The organism is Mesorhizobium sp. M2A.F.Ca.ET.039.01.1.1 (assembly GCF_003998035.1).
Classification (GTDB): domain Bacteria; phylum Pseudomonadota; class Alphaproteobacteria; order Rhizobiales; family Rhizobiaceae; genus Mesorhizobium.
Genome location: NZ_RZRY01000043.1, coordinates 1 through 18,706, shown reverse-complemented (window position 1 = coordinate 18,706; position 18,706 = coordinate 1). Strand labels below are relative to the sequence as shown.

Genomic DNA, 18,706 nt, shown 5'->3' with positions numbered 1-18,706 from the left:
AGCTATTACCGGCCGGCATGGGCTTGAGGATCCATTGCCGGCTGCCAGATAGTCGTGAGGTCCGGCCTCGACGCCATCAGGCGCGTTGCGGTTGGGCGGCCGAAGCCGAGAACCGGCGCCGTAGAGTGACCTTCAATCGATAGCGCATGCAACGCCAGGCGTTCGCGCCCGCCCGTGGCGCGGCCTCGGCCACGTTGAGGAATCTTGCCGCCTTGTCGAAAATCGCCGCGCGCGTAATGAACGCGCGCGATCTTCAAGGCAACGAGGCCTTCCCTGACCTTCAGCGACCGCTCCGCGATGCCGCAGGACCGGAGCCGGCGCAGCGCCAGGCGCCATTCCAAAAAGCGCCCGGCAGATCTGACCGTGAAACGATCGTCGGAGCGCTCCGCAGACACGAAATAGGTGAAGATCGGTTGTCTCACGACGGCAACCGATGCCTTGGCGATGACGCGCGCCCAAAACAGCGTGTCCTCGTCATAGGCAAGCCCAACCGGGAATCTCGTTTCGCCAATGACCCGCCGCGACACCAGCGCGCTGCCGACTGCAATCGACCGTATCCGCCCATCGAGATAGGCGCAGGCATTGGCAAGCCCGCTGGCTGTGTAGACGCCCGGCATCTTGGTCGACCGCTCCTCGCCGTCGGCCCGCCGACGGAAGGCGCCGACCGCCATGTCGGCCGTGGGTTGGGCCTTGGTGGCCGTGGCCAGCAATGTACGCAGGCCGCCTTCCAGATGAGGTCGTCGGCGTCGATCATGTAGACCCAGGGACAACGGGCCTGCTCCAGAGCCAGATTCCTGGAGCCCCCGGCGTCGCGGCAGCTCGATTTGATGACGCGCATCGGCAAGGCAAACCGCAACGCCGTCTCCGTGGCGACGGCAGCGGTGGCGTCGGAGGAACAATCGTCGACCACCAGCACTTCACCGATGACCTCCTTTTCCGAGACCAGCGAAGCGAGCGTCCGAGCAATTGTCTGAGCGGCATTGTGCGCCGCAATGATGACGCTGACCTCTTCCAAACCCTGTCGCCGCACACCACACCCACGCAGGCGCGCCCCCCGTCAATCCCATACCCAGGATACCGACGGCAGGCGCAGTTGAGAAGCGACTATAGGGCAATCGGGATTGCCGTCACACCTTTTCCATGGCAACCGGAATGACGTCGACCGCCTGCTCGCCGACCTGGCCGCCTGTCGTCTTCAGCACGCCGACGATCGGCGCCACATCGGAATAGTCGCGGCCATAGCCGACGGTGATATGGTCGTTGCTCGCCCGCATGCCGTTGGTCGGGTCGAATTCCTGCCAGCCGGCATCGCGGCCGCACCAAACCTTGACCCAGGCATGCATGGCATCGGCGCCCTCGAGCCTCGGCTTTCCCTTGGGCGGGATCGTGCGCAGGAAGCCGCTGACATAGCCGGCGGGGATGCCCAGCCCGCGCAAGCCGGCGATCATGATATGCGAAAAATCCTGGCACACGCCGCGCTTCAGCGCGAAGGCGTCGCCCGCCCGCGTCTGCACCGTCGTCGCCTTGCCGTCATAGGTGAAATCGCGATGGATGCGATTGCACAGATCGGCCGCCGTAGCCACCGTTGAGCCGGCCAGGCTTTCCCGCGCATAGGCCGTGATCGCGGCATCGACGCCGACATGATCGCTGGCGGCGAGGAAATGATGCGGCGCGGATGGCGACAGGGAGCGGACCGAGCCGAGTTCCTCTTTGAGCTGCTGCAGATCCGGCGAGACGTCAAGGCCGGGTTCCGGACGCGACACCGACACACGCGCGCTCATCTTGATGTCGAGGCCGTCATGGACATCGCGAAAGGCTATCGCGGTGACGTTGTTGCCGAAGAAATCGAAAAAATCCGTGCGCTCGGATGGGTTTGGCACGAAAGACAGCGAGGCGACCACGACGCGCTGCACGCCCGCGATCGTAGGCGGCAGCACCCGCACCTGATGCCGGCTGCCACCGGCCGCGGCGTCATAGTCGTAGCTGAGGTGAAGCCTGATATCGTACAGCATGCTAACCAAAATAGGCTTTGGCTAGGCTGTTATAGAGATTGCCGATCTCGGTCGCGAGATCATCAAGCACATCCGCCGTCATGTCCGATGGTTCCCTCACTGCGATTGCAGTGTTGAGCTGCAGGATTTCCTTCGCGGCCGTCGACATATGCCCCTCGCCGCCGACCGAAGGCAGCATGCCGATCTCGGTTTTCAGCCGCTCGAGTTGGAAAAGGACCGAGCGCGGATTGAGCGGGTCGAGCGCCAGCAGGTCGATGACCGTGCGCCGCCCGGCCTGCACCGGATATTGCCGGCGATGGGTCATGACGCTGTCGCCGATCTCCAGCATCATGTCGAGCGCGCCCTCCGGCGCCCCTTTCCTGGTCAGCCGGCTGAGCGTGCGGGCGATCTGGATACCCCGTTCCAGCCTGCGGCCGATCTCCAGGAAACGCCAGCCTGTGAAGCGGTACATGTTCTCATGCAGCAGGCCGGAAAAGCCGGCGAGCTTGCGCAGCATGACCGTCATCGCCCGCGTCGCGTCGTCTCCGGGCGCTACCGTCTCCGCGAACTTGTGAACAGTCTTCGACAGATCCTTAAGCGCCAGCCAGCCATCGGGCGAGAAGCGGTCACGAATCTGGCCAGCACTGTAGACCGCGCTGTCCAAGGTCCCGATCAACCCCGGCGGTATCGCCGTTCCGACGTCGATGCCGTACGGCTCGAGATAGTCCCTGATATCGGCCAGCAGCGGCATGTCCGGATCGGACGTCTCGGCAAGCCGCACGTGATAGGCGCGCAACACGCGCAACGTGTCTTCCGAGCGCTCGATATAGCGTCCTAGCCAGGTCAGGTTCTCCGCCGCGCGGCTGGGGAGGCTGCCCGGCATGCTGCGGGTGAAGCTCTCATGTTCCTGCGGCAGCAGCGTCTCGCGCTCGACCGGCCTGTCGCTGACCACCCAGACATCCGCGGCCTGGCCGCCGCGCTGCATGGCGATCGCCGTCGGGTCGAGCGAGAAGCCGACGCGGGCGAAGCCACCGGGCATCACGGTCCAGCCTTCCGGCGTGCGCGCCAGATAGACGCGCAGGCTGGCGGGTCGTGGTTCCAGCAAACCGCCGACAAACACCGGTGTGGTCGACAGCGTCACCGCTTCCTGGCCGACGAAACCGGCGCCATCCGCTTCGATCCGCGCGACGAGCTCGGCCCGCTCGCCGGCCGACAGGGATGATCCGAGCCGGGTCGCGCCGTCGTCCTCGAAGGCGAGCCGGGTCGACAGCGCCGGGCCGACCACCATGCGGTCGATATTGGCAAGCACATGGGCGCGCTCGCTCTCCTGCCCGCACCACCAGGTGGCGATGTTCGGCAGCTTGAGGTCGTCAGCCTGCAGTTCCCGCGCGATCCTGGGCAGGAAGGACAGCAGCGCCCGCGTCTCCATCAGGCCTGAGCCCAGCGCATTGACGGCCGACACCGTGCCGCGCCGGATCGCCTCGACCAGCCCCGGCGTGCCGATCTGCGAGTCCGGCTTGAGTTCCAGCGGGTCGGCAAAGGCCGCATCGAGCCGCCGCCACAAGACGCCGATCGGCATCAGGCCGGAAACGGTGCGCACCATCAGCCTGCCGCCGGAGACGGTCAGGTCCTCGCCCTCGAGCAGCATGATGCCGAGATAGCGGGCGATATAGGCATGCTCGTAATAGGTTTCGTTGAGCGGCCCCGGCGTCAGGATGGCGACACGACCGCTGGAATCCTTGGCCATACCGTTCAGCGCGTCGCGGAAGCGGCGGAAGAAGCCGGCAAGGCGGTGCACATGCATCTCGCCATAGATGTCCGACAGCGCCCGCGTCGTGGCGACACGGTTCTCCAGCGCGAAACCGGCGCCCGACGGCGCCTGGGTGCGGTCGCCCAGCACCCACCAGCGGCCGTCCGGGCCACGGCCGAGCTCGAAGGCGACCATGTGCAGGAAATGCCCGCTGGCCGGCCTCACGCTGGCGATGGGGCGCAGATATTCCGGGCTCGCCGCGATCAGCCCGGCCGGCAGGATGCCCTTCTCGATCAGCCGGTTCGGCCCATATATGTCGGCCAGGATCGCCTCGAACAGGTCGGCGCGCTGGACCAGTCCGGCGCTGATCTCGGCCCATTCCTGCTCGTCGATCAGCAGCGGAACATAGGCGAGCGGCCATTCCCGCTCATTGGCGCCTGCCTTGTCATAGACGCGGTAATAGACGCCTGCATCGCGCAGATACTGGTCGGCCCGGGCAAAACGCTGCCCAAGCCGCTCCGCCCCCAAAACGTCGAGTGCGTCGATGAAGGAGCGCCAGGCCGGACGCGGGCTGCCCGACGCGTCGACCATCTCGTCGACGACGCCTTCGATCGGCCGGTAGCGTTCCAGCAGGCTCTGCGCCCGCGGCCTGCCGCCCGCCCGTTTCTGATTCCCCTTGGCCATGGTCGATCAGAGTCTCGCCGGCCGCCTTAGGTCAAGGGTCATCGGGAATTCTTCAGAGGCTTCTTCGTCGCGCAGCACATAGCCGCCCGGCGTATGGCCGCGTGGCTCGAAGCGGGCAAGTCGCCGGGCCTCGGCCTCGTTGCCGTTGACCGGGAAGGTGTCGTAGTTGCGGCCGCCCGGATGCGCGACATGGTAGACGCAGCCGCCGACCGAGCGGCCCGACCAGCGGTCGTAGATGTCGAAGACCAGCGGCGTGTTGACCGGCAGGGCTGGATGCAGGCCGGAGGCCGGCTGCCAGGCCTTGAAGCGCACGCCGGCCACCGCGACCTCTCTGGTGTCGGTAACCTTCATCGGCACGATGCGGCCGTTGCAGACGATGGCGTGACGCTCCGGATTGAGGCCTTCCGTCCGCACCTGCAGCCGCTCGACCGAGGAATCGACGAAGCGTACCGTGCCGCCGATCGCACCCTGCTCGCCCATCACATGCCAGGGCTCCAGCGCCTGCCTGAGCTCCAGCTTCACGCCGGCATGCTGAACCTCGCCGCAGAAGGGGAAGCGGAACTCGAGCTGGGCCGCGAACCATTCGGGGCGGAAGTCGAAGCCGTTGAGCTTCAGATCCTCCAACACGTCGAGAAAATCCGCCCAGACGTAATGCGGCAGCATGAAGCGGTCGTGCAGCGACGTGCCCCAGCGCACGAAGCGTCCGTCGAGCGGGTTCTTCCAGGCGCGGGCGATGATCGCACGGACCAGCAACTGCTGGGCGAGGCTCATGCGCGCATTGGGCGGCATCTCGAAACCGCGGAATTCGACCAGTCCCAGCCGGCCGGTCGGGCCGTCCGGCGAGAACAATTTGTCGATGCAGATTTCCGAACGGTGCGTATTGCCGGTCACGTCGGTCAGGAGGTTGCGGAATAGCCGGTCGACCAGCCATGGCAACGGTGCATTGCCCTTGTCCGGATGAGGCACCTGCGCCAGCGCGATCTCCAGCTCGTAAAGTGAATCGTGCCGCGCCTCGTCGAAGCGCGGCGCCTGGCTGGTCGGACCGATGAACAGGCCGGAAAACATATAGGACAGCGACGGATGCCGCTGCCATTGCAGCACCAGGCTCTTCAACAGGTCGGGCCGGCGCAGGAACGGGCTGTCATTCGGCGTCGCGCCGCCGACCACGACATGGTTGCCGCCGCCGGTTCCGGTATGGCGGCCATCGATCATGAACTTGTCGGTGCCGAGCCGCGACTGCCGTGCTTCTTCGTAGATCGCTGTGGTGGTGGCAACGCATTCGGTCCAGTTGGCGGCCGGGTGGATGTTCACCTCGATGACGCCCGGATCCGGCGCCACGCGGATGACGTTGAGGCGCGGATCGTGCGGCGGGGCATAGCCTTCAATATGCACCGGCAGGCCGATGGCCTTCGCCGCGTTCTCCGCCGCCGCCACCAGTTCGAGATAATCCTCCAACGCCTCGACCGGCGGCATGAACACGCAGAGCCGGCCGTCGCGCGGCTCGACGGTGAGCGCGGTGCGCACCGCGCCGCCGATCTCCGTCAGTTGCTGCTCGACGCGGTCCTGCTGCGCGCTCGCAGCGGTGAAAGACACGGTCTGCTGGCGGCGTGCCATTTCGTCCGCGCCTTCCAGTTCAGCTGGCGACGGCTGGGGCAAGATAGCCTCGCGCGACGGCAGCGCGCCGCGCGGCACGGAGGGATCGACCGGCACGATATACGGGAATTGCGCCGGCGGAACATAAGGCAGTGTGCCCAGCGGCAGGCGATAGCCGACCGGGGAGTCGCCCGGCACCAGGAACAGGCGGCCCCGCCTCGTCTTCCATTTCTCCGAGCGCCAGCGCTGGCCAGCGGCCTGGCTGTTCCATCGCTGCACCGGCAGCACATAACCCGACGGCTTGGTCAGCCCGCGCTCGAAAACACGCGCCATGCGGCTGCGCTCTTCCGGGTCTTCCAGCTTCGAATTGGACGGATCGACATTGTCCGGCAGCTTGCCTTCCTTGAGCAGCCATTCGGCCGGATCTTCATAGGCCTCGCTCACCATCGCCTTGTCGATGCCGAGCTCGCCGGCGATCGCCGTGAGCAGGCTTTCGGCCTGTTCGGGACCGATCGCAGCATTGCCATTCTCGCGCGCGATCAGCGACGGGTCTTGCCACACCGGCTCGCCGTCGGTGCGCCAGTAGAGCGAGAAGGTCCAGCGCGGCAGGCTCTCGCCCGGATACCACTTGCCCTGGCCATAATGCAGGAAACCGCCCGGCGCGAAGCGCTCGCGCAGCCGGCGGATGAGCTGGTCCGCCTTGTCACGCTTGGTCGGGCCGACGGCGGCGGTGTTCCATTCGGCGGATTCGAAATCGTCGATCGACACGAAGGTCGGCTCGCCGCCCATGGTGAGCCGCACGTCCTGCTCGCGCAGAACGGCATCGACCTTGTTGCCGAGAGCATCGAGCGCTTCCCAGCTCTCATCCGAGAACGGCTTGGTGATGCGCGGATGCTCGGCGATGCGGTCGACCCGCATGTCAAAGCCAAAATCGACATTGGCGAAGCTCGCCATGCCGGAGATGGGTGCTGCATTGCGATAATGCGGCGTCGCTGCCAGCGGCACATGGCTCTCGCCGGTGAGCAGGCCGGAAGTCGGATCGAAACCGATCCAGCCGGCGCCTGGAATATAGACCTCGCACCAGGCGTGCAGGTCGGTGAAATCGACCGACGTTCCGGACGGCCCATCGAGCGACACCAGATCGGGCTTGAGCTGGATCAGATAGCCGGAGACGAAGCGTGCGGCGATGCCGAGATTGCGCAGGATCTGCACCAGCAGCCAGCTCGAATCCCGGCACGAGCCCTTGGCAGCGGCAAGCGTCTCCTCCGGCGAGAACACGCCTGTCTCCATGCGCACGATATAGGCGATCTCGCGCTGCAGCCTAGCATTGAGATCGACCAGGAAATTGACGGTGTTTGTCGGGCTGCGGTCGATGCTTTCCAGGAATTTCGACAGCAAGGGTCCCGCCGGCTCTGGCGTCCGGTAGATGGCGAGGTCTTCCCTGATTTCTTCCGGATAGTCGAACGGAAAGGTCTCGGCGCTCTCCTCAACGAAGAAATCGAACGGATTGTAGACCGTCATGTCGGCGACTAGGTCGACTTCGATCTTGAGTTCGGTCACCGGCTCAGGGAAGACGAAGCGGGCGAGGAAATTGCCGTAGGGATCCTGCTGCAGGTTGACGAAGTGGTTCTTCGGCTCGACCTTCAGCGAATGGCTGAGCACCTTGGTGCGCGAATGCGGCGCCGGCTGCAGCCTGATCACCTGGGGACCGAGCACCACCGGCCGGTCATATTTGTAGTGGGTCAGGTGATGAACGGCTGCCAGAATTGCCATGGTACCCCGGAGTTCGGCGTTTCAGTCGCCGAACCCTGACATAGATGCTGGCCATTCTCCAAGCAGAGATGTTGCGCTGCACCTAATTTAAGCAGCCTTGCCGGCTTAGAAAAACGCCTGGATGCCCGTTTGCGCCCTTCCGAGGATCAGCGCATGCACGTCATGCGTGCCTTCATAGGTGTTCACCGTCTCCAGGTTCTGCGCGTGGCGCATGACGTGGTAGCCGATCTGGATGCCGTTGCCGCCATGCATGTCGCGGGCCTGGCGGGCGATGTCGAGCGCCTTGCCGCAATTGTTGCGCTTGACGATCGAGATCATCTCCGGCGCCATCTTGCCCTCGTCCATCAGCCGGCCGACGCGCAATGAGCCCTGCAGTCCAAGCGCGATCTCCGTCTGCATGTCGGCGAGCTTCTTCTGGAAGAGCTGCGTGCCGGCGAGCGGCTTGCCGAACTGCTTGCGGTCGAGGCCGTATTGCCGCGCCCGTTGCCAGCAATCTTCCGCCGCGCCCATTGCGCCCCAGGAAATACCGTAGCGCGCCCGGTTAAGGCAGCCGAACGGGCCGCCAAGACCCCTGGCGTTGGGCAGCAGCGCTTCCTCGCCGACCTCGACACCTTCCAGCACCACCTCGCCGGTGATCGACGCGCGCAGCGACAGCTTGCCGCCGATCTTCGGCGCCGAAAGCCCCTTCATGCCCTTTTCCAGCACGAAGCCGCGGATTTCGTCCTTGCCGTTCTCACCCTTCAGCTTCGCCCAGACGACGAACACATCGGCGATCGGCGCGTTGGAGATCCACATCTTGGACCCGGAAAGTCTGTAGCCATTGGCCGTCTTCTCGGCGCGCGTCTTCATGCCGCCCGGGTCGGAGCCGGCATCCGGCTCGGTCAGGCCGAAGCAGCCGATCCATTCGCCTGAGGCGAGCTTCGGCAGGTATTTCTTGCGCTGCGCTTCCGAGCCATAGGCATGGATCGGATACATGACCAGTGACGACTGCACGCTCATCATCGAGCGGTAGCCGGAATCGATGCGCTCGACCTCGCGCGCCACCAGCCCGTAGGTCACGTATCCGGCGCCGAGCCCGCCATATTCTTCGGGAATGGTGATGCCGAGCAGGCCCGCCTCGCCCATCTCGCGGAAGATCGAGGGGTCGGTCTTCTCGTCGGCATAGGCTTCCTCGATACGGGGCGCCAGCTTGTCGGCGGCGAAGGCCGCCGCGCCGTCGCGCACCATGCGCTCATCCTCGGAAAGCTGGTCCTCGATCAGGAAAGGATCATTCCACACGAAAGCGTTCTTATCGGCGGCCATGGCCTCGGGCTCCCAGTACTTTTGACGTGCCCGGCTTATCCGCCTGCGCACGCGAAAAATCAAACGAAATTGCATCACGGATCAATGAGCGTTAGTAATGGATCATGAACGTTCAGCGCCGCCTCTTGCCGAACACCGCCGCGCTTGCCGCCTTCGAGGCGGTGGCGCGGCTTGGCTCCTTCACCGCCGCCGCGCGCGAGCTCGATTTGACTCAGGGCGCCGTCAGCCGCCAGATCAACCTGTTGGAAGAACAGTTCGGTCGCCGGCTGTTCGAGCGCGACAGCCGCAATGTCCGGCTGTCGGCGGCCGGCGAGACCTACGCCGAGGCGGTGCGCTCCGCACTTGGCCAGTTGCGCGACGCAACACTCGGATTGATGAGCAATCGGCATAGCGGAGCCTTGAACCTTGCCATCCTGCCGACCTTCGGCACGCGCTGGCTGATGCCCCTGATCCCGGATTTCGTAACGCGCCATCCCGATATCACCATCAACTTCGCCACCCGCATCGGACGGTTCGACTTCGCCCGCGAACGGCTCGACGCCGCCATTCATCACGGCATGCCCGATTGGCCGGACGCCGACTGCACGCTTCTGATGCGTGAGACCGTGATGCCGGTGGTTTCGCCGGAATTCCTGGCCAGCCGTGAGATCGCCACGCCGGCCGACATCAGCCGCCTGCCGCTGCTGCATATGGCGACCCGCCCCGGCGCGTGGAGCGAATGGTTCGAACACCAGGGGCTCGAGGCGCCGACCGGGCCCGGCATGCAATTCGAGCAGTTCGGAACGGTCGCCCAGGCCTGCATGGCGGGGCTCGGCGTGGCGCTCCTGCCGGAAATCCTGATCTCAGGAGAATTGCAGCGCGGCCAGTTGGTGCCGACGCCCGGCCGGCCGATGCAGAGCCGCAGCGCCTATTATCTCGTCGTGCCGAATGACAAGCGAGGCCATCCCCCGGTCGCCAGCTTTCGCGACTGGCTGCTGGGCCAGATCGGCAAGGAGCCGGCTGTCCTCGCCTGGTAGCTACTTCCGCTTCATCGCCTCGGCGAGCGCCGCGCCGAACGCGCCCTGCGAAGGCTTTTCCGACTGGCGCTGCGGCGCCGGCGAGCGCGGGGCGGGCTTGCCGCCGCCGTGATCGCGCTGGCTGCCACGCGGCGCGCCACCTTCGCCGCCGTCCTTGCGCATCGACAGGCCGATGCGCTTGCGCTTGATGTCGACATCGACGACCCGCACCTTCACCACGTCGCCGGCCTTCACCACCTCATGCGCATCCTTGATGAAGCGGTCGGCGAGTTGCGAGACATGCACCAGCCCGTCCTGGTGCACGCCGATGTCGACGAAGGCGCCGAAGGCCGCGACATTGGTGACGGTGCCTTCGAGCAGCATGCCTGGCTTCAAATCCTTGATGTCGTCGACGCCCTCGGCAAAAGTCGCGGTCTTGAAACCGGGGCGCGGATCGCGGCCGGGCTTTTCCAATTCGGCGATGATGTCGCGCACCGTCGGCAGGCCGAAGCGCTCATCGACGAAGACGCGTGGATCCAGCGCCTTGAGCGCGGCGCTGTCACCCAGCAAAGCGCGCACGTCGCGGCCGCAAGCGGCGACGATCTTCTTCGCCACGCCATAGGCTTCCGGGTGCACCGAGGACGCATCGAGCGGCTCCGCGCCATTCGGGATGCGGAGGAAGCCGGCGCTTTGCTCGAAGGCGCGCGGCCCGAGCCGCGCCACCTTGAGCAGGTCCTTGCGGCTGGCAAACGGCCCCGCCGCATCGCGATGCGCAACGATCGCTTCGGCGAGCGAGGGCCCAAGTCCCGACACGCGCGCCAAGAGCGGCGCCGAGGCCGTGTTGAGGTCGACGCCGACGGCGTTCACCGCATCCTCGACCACCGCTTCGAGCGAGCGGCCGAGCCGGTACTGGTCGACATCGTGCTGGTACTGGCCGACGCCGATCGACTTCGGCTCGATCTTGACCAGCTCGGCCAGCGGGTCCTGCAGGCGCCTGGCGATCGACACCGCGCCTCGCAGCGAGACATCGAGGCCCGGGAACTCCGCTGCTGCCGTGGCCGACGCGGAATAGACGGAAGCACCCGCTTCGCTGACGATAACCTTGAGCGGCTTCGGCCCGGCGCCAGCCGGCAGGTCCGACAGCATGTCGGCAACAAGCTTCTCTGTCTCACGGCTGCCAGTGCCGTTGCCGATCGAGATCAGCTCGACCTTGTGCTGGCGGATGAGCGCCGCAAGCTCGGCCTGCGTGCCGCGAATGTCGTTCCTCGGCGGGAAGGGATAGACCGTCGTGGTCGCCACAAGCTTGCCGGTGCCGTCGACCACCGCCACCTTGACGCCGGTGCGGATGCCGGGGTCGAGACCCATCGTAGGCCGCGAGCCGGCGGGAGCGGCGAGCAGCAGGTCCTTGAGATTGCGGGCGAAGACGTGGATCGCCTCTTCCTCGGCCCGTTCACGCAAGTCGCGCATCAGGTCGAGCGTCAGATGCAGCGACAGTTTTATCCGCCACGTCCAGCCGGCGACCTCCATCAGCCATTTGTCACCGGGCAGCGTGCCGCCGATGGCATAGGCATTGGCGATCATGCGCTCGACCGGTTTCACCGGCGAGGCGTCGTCGGCATCGACCTCGATGTCGAGCGACAGCACCTCGTCGTTGCGGCCACGCAGCATGGCGAGCGCACGGTGGCTGGGCACGCCCGACCAGCGCTCGACATGGTCGAAATAGTCGGAAAATTTCGCGCCGGCCTCCTGCTTTCCGTCGACGACTTTTGCGCGCAGGAAGGCGCGTTCCTTCATATAGGCGCGCAGCTTGCCGACCAGATCGGCATTCTCGGCGAACTGCTCGGACAGGATGTCGCGCGCGCCTTCAAGCGCCGCCTTGGCGTCGGCCACCTCTTCCGTGACATAGGCGAGCGCAAGCTCGGCCGGAATTTTGGAGCGGTCGGCGAGGATGGCTTCGGCGAGCGGCCCGAGCCCGCGTTCCCTGGCGATCTCGGCCTTGGTGCGCCGCTTCGGCTTGTAGGGCAGGTAGATATCCTCAAGCTCGGCCTTGGTGGCGGCCGCTGCGATCTTGGCCTCCAACTCCTCGGTCAGCTTGCCCTGCTCGCGGATGGAGCTGACGATCGTCTCGCGCCGCGCGTCGAGCTCGCGCAGATAGGCGAGCCGCTCGGAAAGATCGCGCAACTGCGTGTCGTCGAGCCCGCCGGTGACTTCCTTGCGGTAACGCGCCACGAAAGGCACCGTGGCGCCCTCGTCGAGCAGCCCGATCGCCGCCGCGGCCTGTTCCGGCCGTGCGCCGATCTCGGCCGCGATGATTGCTGCGATGCGCTTGATGTCCGATGCCATGCTCGTTCCTGTCGAAAAGAGCGGCGACCATAGGCCGGGATGCCGGCCGCGCCAACCACGCCGTTTTCAACTACCCCTGGAGGTCCACAGGAAACAGCTATGAATGCGACCCGCCGAACGGTTCAGACCATCGTGCTCAGCGCCTCGAAGAAGCTGACGAGGTCGAGGTCGAGCCGATCATCGACAGGTTCCGGCTGCGACGACATCTTGGCGATGACCACTTCCGTCTTCGGATTGACGTAAAGCCACTGGCCGTGGATACCGATGCCGCAGAAGGCGCCGCTGTCATGGCCGGTCTGGTACCATTTGTTGCGGTAGCGCCCCTTTGGGAACAGGAACGCCATCGTGCCGCGCTGCCAGGCCTCAAAGCTGCCGCCGGTGGCGACCGTGTCGCGCACCCAGGCTTCCGGGACGATGCGGCGGCCGTTGGCCGTGCCGCCCTGCCGCATCATCTCGCCGATACGGGCAAGATCGCGTGGCGTCATCGACATGCCGCCGGCGGTGCGCGCCGTGCCTTCCATGTCGACCGTCACCGAAATTTCGCTTGCGGCGCCCAGCGGCAGCCAAAGCTTTTCGCTGAGCAATTGGCTGACACGCTTGCCCGATGCCCGCTCCACCAGGATGCCCAGCATGTCCGAATTGGGCGAGCGGTAGCGATAAGTCTGCCCGTGCGGCTCGGCGAGACGCTGCAGCGTCAGCAGGAATGCCGCGAGGCTTTCCGACCCGCCGCCCGGATTCCACAAGGTCGAACGGCGATAACGGGCAAACGCGCTTTGCGGATCGAGATAGGCTTCCTCGAAATCGAGGCTGACCGTCATGTCGAGCACGTTGCGCACGCTCGCATCGCTATAGGCCGAGCTCTTGGCCTCCGGGATGTAGTGCGTCACGGGTGCATTGGGATCGAACAGCCCCTCGCCTTGTAATATGCCGGCAAGAATGGCGGTCACCGACTTGCTGATCGAAAAGATGATGTGGCGCGCTCCGAACGGCATATGCGGCGCCGACCAGTCGCCGACCAGCTTGCCGCCCTTCAGGATCGTCAGCCCGTCCGTATCGGAGCGCTTCAGGAAGCTCCCGACGGTTTCGCTGCCGCCGGCGAACGAAACCTTCTCTTCGAGCAACGTGCCGACCGATTTTGCCTGCCCCTCGCCGCCGGGCGCCGCCGCGACATGCACACTCGGCACCAGTTCGCCGACATTCTGGAACGACCATCGGTTGAACGGCGAAAGCCGCCAGGTCTCAAGCCGCACATCCTTGCGGGCAAAGCCATACTGGGTCTCGAACGCGGTTTTGCCGGTCATGATGCTCTCGCGGTTGCTATGTTTGGGGGTGTTCAGGCCAGCGCCGCGGCTATGGCATGGACGGCCTTCAGCGTCGCCACGGAATAGGCTTTGTTGGTGAAATCCGGATAAGTCGAAAGCTTCACCACGACCATTCTGTTGTCCCATTCGATATGGATCAGCTGGCCGAACACGCCCCGGCACATCAGCGCGCGCGAGTGTGAATCCTCGATCCAGAACTGGTTTCGGTAGCTGCCGTCCGGAAGGCTCGGGCTGAAATTCGGCCCATGCCTGCCGCCGCGCGTCGCCTCGATCCAGTCGGCCGGGATCACGCCGCCGCCATTGTCGAGGATCAATTGCCCGAATCGGCCATAGTCGCGCAGCGTCGCGTTGAAGCCGCCATCGGCCAGCGCATAGCCGGCGCTGTCGACGGTGAAGCAGGCGCTCTCGTCGGCGCCGAGCTTTTGCCAGAGCTCCTCCGAGACGAGCTGCGCCAGGCGCTTGCCGCTCACCCGCTCCATGATGAAGGCGAGCACGTCGGTCTCGATCGAGCGGTACTCGAACGCCTCGCCATGCGGGCGCACTCGGTCCTTCAGCCGCAGGATCAGCTCGTACATGTGCGAGGGCCACGAAAAGTCCGGATCGCTGCCCGGTGGGATCGGCTTCCAGCCGGTTGCGACATCGACCTGGCCGATCTCGGAATAGCGATCGGTATATTCCTCGGAAAAGCGTACGCCCGTCGTCATGTCGAGCACATGCTGCACGGTGGCGCCGGCCCAGCCGGTCTCACCGAGTTCCGGAAGATAGTCGGTGACGAGCTTTGCCGGATCGATCAAACCGCGCCCGACGAGGATACCGCACACCGACCCGGTGACCGACTTCGCCATCGACTGCGACAGGTGCAGCGTGCGCTCGTCCATGCCGTTGAAATAGCGCTCATAGGCGACCTTGCCGTCCTTCAGCACCAGGAAGCCGTCGGCATAGGTCTCGTCGAGCAGGCCGGCGAGCGTCGTCGGCGCTCCGTTGCTATCGACCACCGGCAATTCGTCGAGGTCCACCTCCGCGCGCTCCAGGCGACGGCGGTGGCCGCTGCCGCGCCACACCTCGACCGTCGGCAGAAATTCGCGGATGTGCTGGAAGGCCCAGCGGTTCCATGGCGGCCTGTCCCAGTCGAGCTTCGGCGGCACCAGCCTGGGCGGCGAGCCCTGCATGATCGGCGGCCGCGGATCGGAGTTGCGGTAAGACGACAAGATTTCCTCCTCGATGCATGTCACCCAAAGTGCGTGCGCCGGTTTGGGCGAACGACATGCACAGTCACAAGAAAGGGAGGCCGGAGCCTCCCCTCCTTTCATGCCCACCTGCAAAATTACTTGCGCAGGTTGGTCCAGATCTTGTTGTAGATCTCCACCACTTCCGGCGGGCATGGCGGCACGAATTCCGGCGTCGGGGCGCCGGCCGGCGGATTAAGTTCCGGTGAGTTGGCGAACTCCGGCGGCAGGAATTTGTGGCTGCCGGCAATGCCGTTGTCGTAGCCGGCGAAGTCCGAGATCAGCGCCGCGTTCTCAGGCGCCATGACGAAGTCCTGGAATAGCTTGGCGTTCTCCAGGTTCTTGGCGCCCTTCAGCACCGCGACATTGTCCATCCAGCCTTCGATGCCTTCCTTCGGATAGGCATATTTGATTGCCGGGATCTTCTGGCGCGAACGATAGGCCGCGCCATTCCATTGCTCGGTGACGATCACGTCGCCCGAGGTGATCTTGGTGATGGTGTCGTAGCTGAACGTCTTCCACGACGGCTTGGCAGCCACCAGGATGTCGTTGACCTTCTTCAGATTGGCCTTGTCGGCGCCGCAGCGGGGCACGCCGGCATAACGCTCCGCCGCATGCATGACGGTGTTGACGTCGTCGAGGACGTTGATCTGGCCCTTGAGCTCATCCGGCGGGTTGAACAGGATGGCCAACGTGTCGATGTCGCCCTTGAACTTGTCGGTATTGACCGAGAACGTTGTCGTGCCGAACTGCCACGGCGCGGTGTAGTGGCGCCCCTTGTCCCAGTAGATGTCGACAAAGCGCGGGTCGAGGTTCTTGCCGTTCGGCATCGCGTTGGGCTCGGTCTTTTCGAGCAGGCCCTCTTCGATCATGATCTTCACGGTGTAGTCCGATGGCACCACGATGTCGTAGCCGGAATTGCCGGCGCGCACCTTGGACAGCATGGTTTCGTTGGAGTCGTAATCGTCCAGCGTCACCTTGATGTTGTACTGCTTCTCGAACTTCTCGATCAGCTTCGGATTGGTGTAGTCACCCCAATTGTAGATGTGCAGTTCGCCGTCGGCGAGCGCCGGCACTGCCCATAAAAGCACTGCCGCGGAAACGGCCGCCATCAGTTTTCCAGACATTTTATGTTCTCCTTGCCTTCCCATTGTTGTGTGTTGGAGCTCATTTGGCGCGTCGGCGCGCAATCAGGAAAGAGACCGAGACGAACAGGATCGACACCATAAGCAGGATGGTGGAGATGGCGTTGATCTCGGGCGTCATCGGCCGCCGGATCTGGTTCCAGATATAGAGGGGCAGTGTCGTCTGGCCGGGACCTGCGACGAGCTGCGTGATGGTAAAATCGTCGAAGGAGACGATGAAGGCGAGCGCAGCGCCCGACATAACGCCGGGAACCAAGAGCGGCAGCGTAATGCGCCTGAAGGCGTTCCAAGGCGTCGCGTAAAGATCGGCTGCGGCATATTCCAGCGTCAGGTCCATGTCCTCCAGCCGCGCCCGGATCGGCATATAGGCGAAGGGGATGCAGAACACGGTGTGGGCGAGGATCAGATTGCCGATGCCGAAATTCAGCCCGAACGCACCGGCGATCAGCGCGAAGAAGGAGAGCGTCGCAACCGCCGTGATGATCTCGGGCACCATCAGCGGCAGGTTGATAACCATGAATGCCGCCGCCAGCCCACGCCACGGCTTCACCCGGGTCATTCCGATCGCCGCCAGCGTCGCGCAGATCGTCGAGACGATCGTCGCGGTCACCGAGATGATCAGCGTGTTCTTGGCCGCGGCATGGAATTCCTCGTTGAGGAGGGCGCTGCCGTACCAGCCGAGCGTGACGCCTTCCCAATGCGTGACCAGTGAGCCGCTGTTCAGCGAGAAGATCATCAGGATAAGCACCGGCACATAGAGCACCAGCAGGCAGATGATGGCGATCGATCGGAACCCCGGCTGGTCCTTGATATCCATGACGCGGGGCTCAGCCATGCTGCACCTTGCCCGACGTGTTGCGGACATAGAAGTAAAGCGCAACCAGCACGGCGGCCATCAGGATCAGCGCCTGCGCGCAGCCGAGCGGCCAGTTGCGCCCCGAGCCGAATTGCTGGGCGATCAGGTCGCCGATCATCAGGTGGATGCCGCCGCCGAGGATGAGTGGCGTCACATAGGCGCCGAGGGCCGGGATGAAGACGAGCAGGCATCCGGCGATGATGCCGGGCTTGGACAGCGGAATGATCACCCGCCACAGCACTTGCCGGCGCGTCGCATAAAGATCGTAGGCCGCTTCGATAAGTCGGAAGTCGAGCTTCTCGAGGCTCGAATAGAGCGGCAGCACCATGAACGGCAGGAACGCGTAGAGCAGGCCGAGCTGGATGGCGAAGTTGGTGTAGAGCATGGTGATCGGCTTATCGATCACCCCCAGCCCGATCAGCGCGTTGTTGATCAGGCCCTCGTCACGGATGATGAACATGATCGCCAGCGTGCGGACCAGAAGGTTCGACCAGAATGGGATGGTGATCAGAAGCACCCACCAATTGCGCTGCGCCGGCGGCCGCGTCGCCATGAAATAGGCGGTCGGAAAACCGAGCAGCAGGCAGATGACAGTCGTCACCGCCGCGAACAGGAACGAACGCAGATAGATGATCAGGAAGTCCGGCGTGAATTGCAGCGTGTCGTCGAAAATGTCGCGCTGGAACAGGAAGTTCAGATAGGCGTCGGTCGAGAACTGCCACTGCACGCCGCCATAAGGCGCGGCGACGAGGAACGAATAGACGCAGATGATGATCAGCGGCAGCACGCCGAAAATGCCGATGATGATCAGCGCCGGCAGCGACAGGAGTCGGTTGCGTCGCGCGCTGGTCTTCACCGCCTTGGCTTCGAACAACGCGGCCTTGGAGGGCGGGGCTGAGGAGAGAGCAGCTGTCGTCATCAGTCTTTCAGGACGCGGGCGGCGTCCTCCTCGAACTGGATGCCGACCTTGACGCCGGTCTCGTAGGTCACCGCGCTCGAACGGCTGTTCTGGTGGCGCACGATGAAATTCTCGCCGCCGCCATCGAGCTTGACGTGGTAGTGCGTGTCGGTGCCGAAATAGACGATGTTGGAGAGCGTGCCGGCGATCGTGCCCTTGGCCGGATCGGGGACCAGATCGGCATGCTCGGGACGAACCACCAGCGTCACCTCGCCGGTCGGATTGAAGCCTTCCGGATAGCCGGCGCTGATCGTCGCGTTGCTGGCGAACTTGACTGTCGCCACGCCGGCCTGCTTCGATACCACCGTGCCCGGCAGGAAATTGGTCTCGCCGATGAAGTCGGCGACGAAACGTTCGGCCGGCCGGTCATAGATGTCGCGCGGCGCGCCGACCTGCAGGATCTTGCCGGCCGACATCACCGCGATGCGGTCGGACATGGTCAGCGCTTCTTCCTGGTCATGGGTCACGAAGATGAAGGTGATGCCGGTCTCGTGCTGCAGCCGCTTCAGCTCGATTTGCATTTCCTTGCGCAGCTTGTAGTCCAGCGCCGACAAAGGCTCGTCGAGCAGCAGCACCTTCGGCTGCGGCGCCAGCGCCCGGGCCAGCGCCACGCGCTGCTGCTGGCCGCCGGAGATCTGGCTGGTGCGGCGCGCCTTCAGCGCCTCCATCTTGACCAGCTTCAGCATCTGGGCGACGCGGGCCTCGATCTCCGCTTTCGGCTTGCCGAGCATCTCCAGCCCGAAGCCGATATTCTGCGCCACCGTCATG

13 protein-coding genes and 1 pseudogene are annotated in these 18,706 nt (G+C 64.7%); 1 reads left to right on the top strand and 13 read right to left on the bottom strand.

What is annotated here, in order from left to right:
* Nucleotides 1-5: 5 nt before the first annotated feature.
* The 6 genes and pseudogenes from EOA24_RS06305 to EOA24_RS06285 all read right to left on the bottom strand — a co-directional run bounded on the left by EOA24_RS06305 (nt 6) and on the right by EOA24_RS06285 (nt 9,093).
* Nucleotides 6-710 carry a hypothetical protein gene (locus EOA24_RS06305; protein WP_245501765.1) on the bottom strand — a complete coding sequence of 235 codons (705 nt, stop codon included), beginning with the start codon at nt 708-710 and terminating at the stop codon, nt 6-8.
* Nucleotides 711-790: 80 nt separating this feature from the next.
* Nucleotides 791-1,030: pseudogene (locus EOA24_RS42860) on the bottom strand (glycosyltransferase); the annotation flags it as partial.
* A gap of 97 nt (nt 1,031-1,127) precedes the next feature.
* Nucleotides 1,128-2,012 carry a transglutaminase family protein gene (locus EOA24_RS06300; protein WP_126081551.1) on the bottom strand — a complete coding sequence of 295 codons (885 nt, stop codon included), beginning with the start codon at nt 2,010-2,012 and terminating at the stop codon, nt 1,128-1,130.
* Nucleotide 2,013: 1 nt separating this feature from the next.
* Nucleotides 2,014-4,425, bottom strand: coding sequence for a circularly permuted type 2 ATP-grasp protein (locus EOA24_RS06295; RefSeq protein ID WP_126081550.1), 2,412 nt, complete (start codon nt 4,423-4,425; stop codon nt 2,014-2,016).
* A gap of 6 nt (nt 4,426-4,431) precedes the next feature.
* On the bottom strand, nt 4,432-7,791 hold the full coding sequence (locus tag EOA24_RS06290) for a transglutaminase family protein (RefSeq protein WP_127409671.1): 3,360 nt from the start codon (nt 7,789-7,791) through the stop codon (nt 4,432-4,434).
* A gap of 105 nt (nt 7,792-7,896) precedes the next feature.
* Nucleotides 7,897-9,093 (bottom strand): acyl-CoA dehydrogenase, encoded by a 1,197-nt coding sequence (locus tag EOA24_RS06285; RefSeq protein ID WP_126081548.1) that lies wholly within the window; start codon nt 9,091-9,093, stop codon nt 7,897-7,899.
* A gap of 104 nt (nt 9,094-9,197) precedes the next feature.
* Here EOA24_RS06285 and EOA24_RS06280 point away from each other — a divergent pair, with 104 nt between their 5' ends.
* Nucleotides 9,198-10,109 carry a LysR family transcriptional regulator gene (locus EOA24_RS06280; protein WP_126081547.1) on the top strand — a complete coding sequence of 304 codons (912 nt, stop codon included), beginning with the start codon at nt 9,198-9,200 and terminating at the stop codon, nt 10,107-10,109.
* Here the strand turns inward: EOA24_RS06280 and EOA24_RS06275 are convergent, their stop codons facing one another.
* The 7 genes from EOA24_RS06275 to EOA24_RS06245 form a co-directional block, all read right to left on the bottom strand.
* Nucleotides 10,110-12,431 carry a Tex family protein gene (locus EOA24_RS06275; protein ID WP_126081546.1) on the bottom strand — a complete coding sequence of 774 codons (2,322 nt, stop codon included), beginning with the start codon at nt 12,429-12,431 and terminating at the stop codon, nt 10,110-10,112.
* 122 nt (nt 12,432-12,553) lie between these two features.
* Nucleotides 12,554-13,732 carry a serine hydrolase gene (locus EOA24_RS06270; protein ID WP_126081545.1) on the bottom strand — a complete coding sequence of 393 codons (1,179 nt, stop codon included), beginning with the start codon at nt 13,730-13,732 and terminating at the stop codon, nt 12,554-12,556.
* Between the two features lie 32 nt (nt 13,733-13,764).
* Nucleotides 13,765-14,961: a serine hydrolase gene (locus EOA24_RS06265; protein WP_126081544.1), complete on the bottom strand. Its 1,197-nt coding sequence runs from the start codon at nt 14,959-14,961 to the stop codon at nt 13,765-13,767.
* Between the two features lie 116 nt (nt 14,962-15,077).
* A complete protein-coding gene (locus EOA24_RS06260) occupies nt 15,078-16,106 on the bottom strand; it encodes an extracellular solute-binding protein (protein ID WP_189341978.1) in 1,029 nt (342 codons plus the stop codon).
* A 40-nt stretch (nt 16,107-16,146) separates the two neighbouring features.
* Entirely contained in the window at nt 16,147-16,959 is an 813-nt protein-coding gene (locus EOA24_RS06255) for an ABC transporter permease (protein ID WP_126081542.1), read from the bottom strand.
* Complete coding sequence (locus tag EOA24_RS06250; protein ID WP_126081541.1) at nt 16,952-17,899, bottom strand: ABC transporter permease; 948 nt, start codon at nt 17,897-17,899, stop codon at nt 16,952-16,954. The genes EOA24_RS06255 and EOA24_RS06250 overlap by 8 nt, the downstream gene beginning before the upstream one ends.
* The coding region (locus EOA24_RS06245; RefSeq protein ID WP_133374471.1) for an ABC transporter ATP-binding protein at nt 17,899-18,706 on the bottom strand (808 nt) is incomplete at its 5' end. The genes EOA24_RS06250 and EOA24_RS06245, both read right to left, overlap by 1 nt.

What these genes read in the sequence shown, in the direction of transcription:
- EOA24_RS06280 (WP_126081547.1), top strand. Translation starts at nt 9,198, where the DNA reads ATGAACGTTCAGCGCCGCCTCTTGCCGAACACCGCCGCGCTTGCCGCC.
- EOA24_RS06260 (WP_189341978.1), bottom strand. Translation starts at nt 16,106, where the DNA reads ATGTCTGGAAAACTGATGGCGGCCGTTTCCGCGGCAGTGCTTTTATGG.
- EOA24_RS06255 (WP_126081542.1), bottom strand. Translation starts at nt 16,959, where the DNA reads ATGGCTGAGCCCCGCGTCATGGATATCAAGGACCAGCCGGGGTTCCGA.
- EOA24_RS06290 (WP_127409671.1), bottom strand. Translation starts at nt 7,791, where the DNA reads ATGGCAATTCTGGCAGCCGTTCATCACCTGACCCACTACAAATATGAC.
- EOA24_RS06270 (WP_126081545.1), bottom strand. Translation starts at nt 13,732, where the DNA reads ATGACCGGCAAAACCGCGTTCGAGACCCAGTATGGCTTTGCCCGCAAG.
- EOA24_RS06300 (WP_126081551.1), bottom strand. Translation starts at nt 2,012, where the DNA reads ATGCTGTACGATATCAGGCTTCACCTCAGCTACGACTATGACGCCGCG.
- EOA24_RS06295 (WP_126081550.1), bottom strand. Translation starts at nt 4,425, where the DNA reads ATGGCCAAGGGGAATCAGAAACGGGCGGGCGGCAGGCCGCGGGCGCAG.
- EOA24_RS06285 (WP_126081548.1), bottom strand. Translation starts at nt 9,093, where the DNA reads ATGGCCGCCGATAAGAACGCTTTCGTGTGGAATGATCCTTTCCTGATC.
- EOA24_RS06275 (WP_126081546.1), bottom strand. Translation starts at nt 12,431, where the DNA reads ATGGCATCGGACATCAAGCGCATCGCAGCAATCATCGCGGCCGAGATC.
- EOA24_RS06250 (WP_126081541.1), bottom strand. Translation starts at nt 17,899, where the DNA reads ATGACGACAGCTGCTCTCTCCTCAGCCCCGCCCTCCAAGGCCGCGTTG.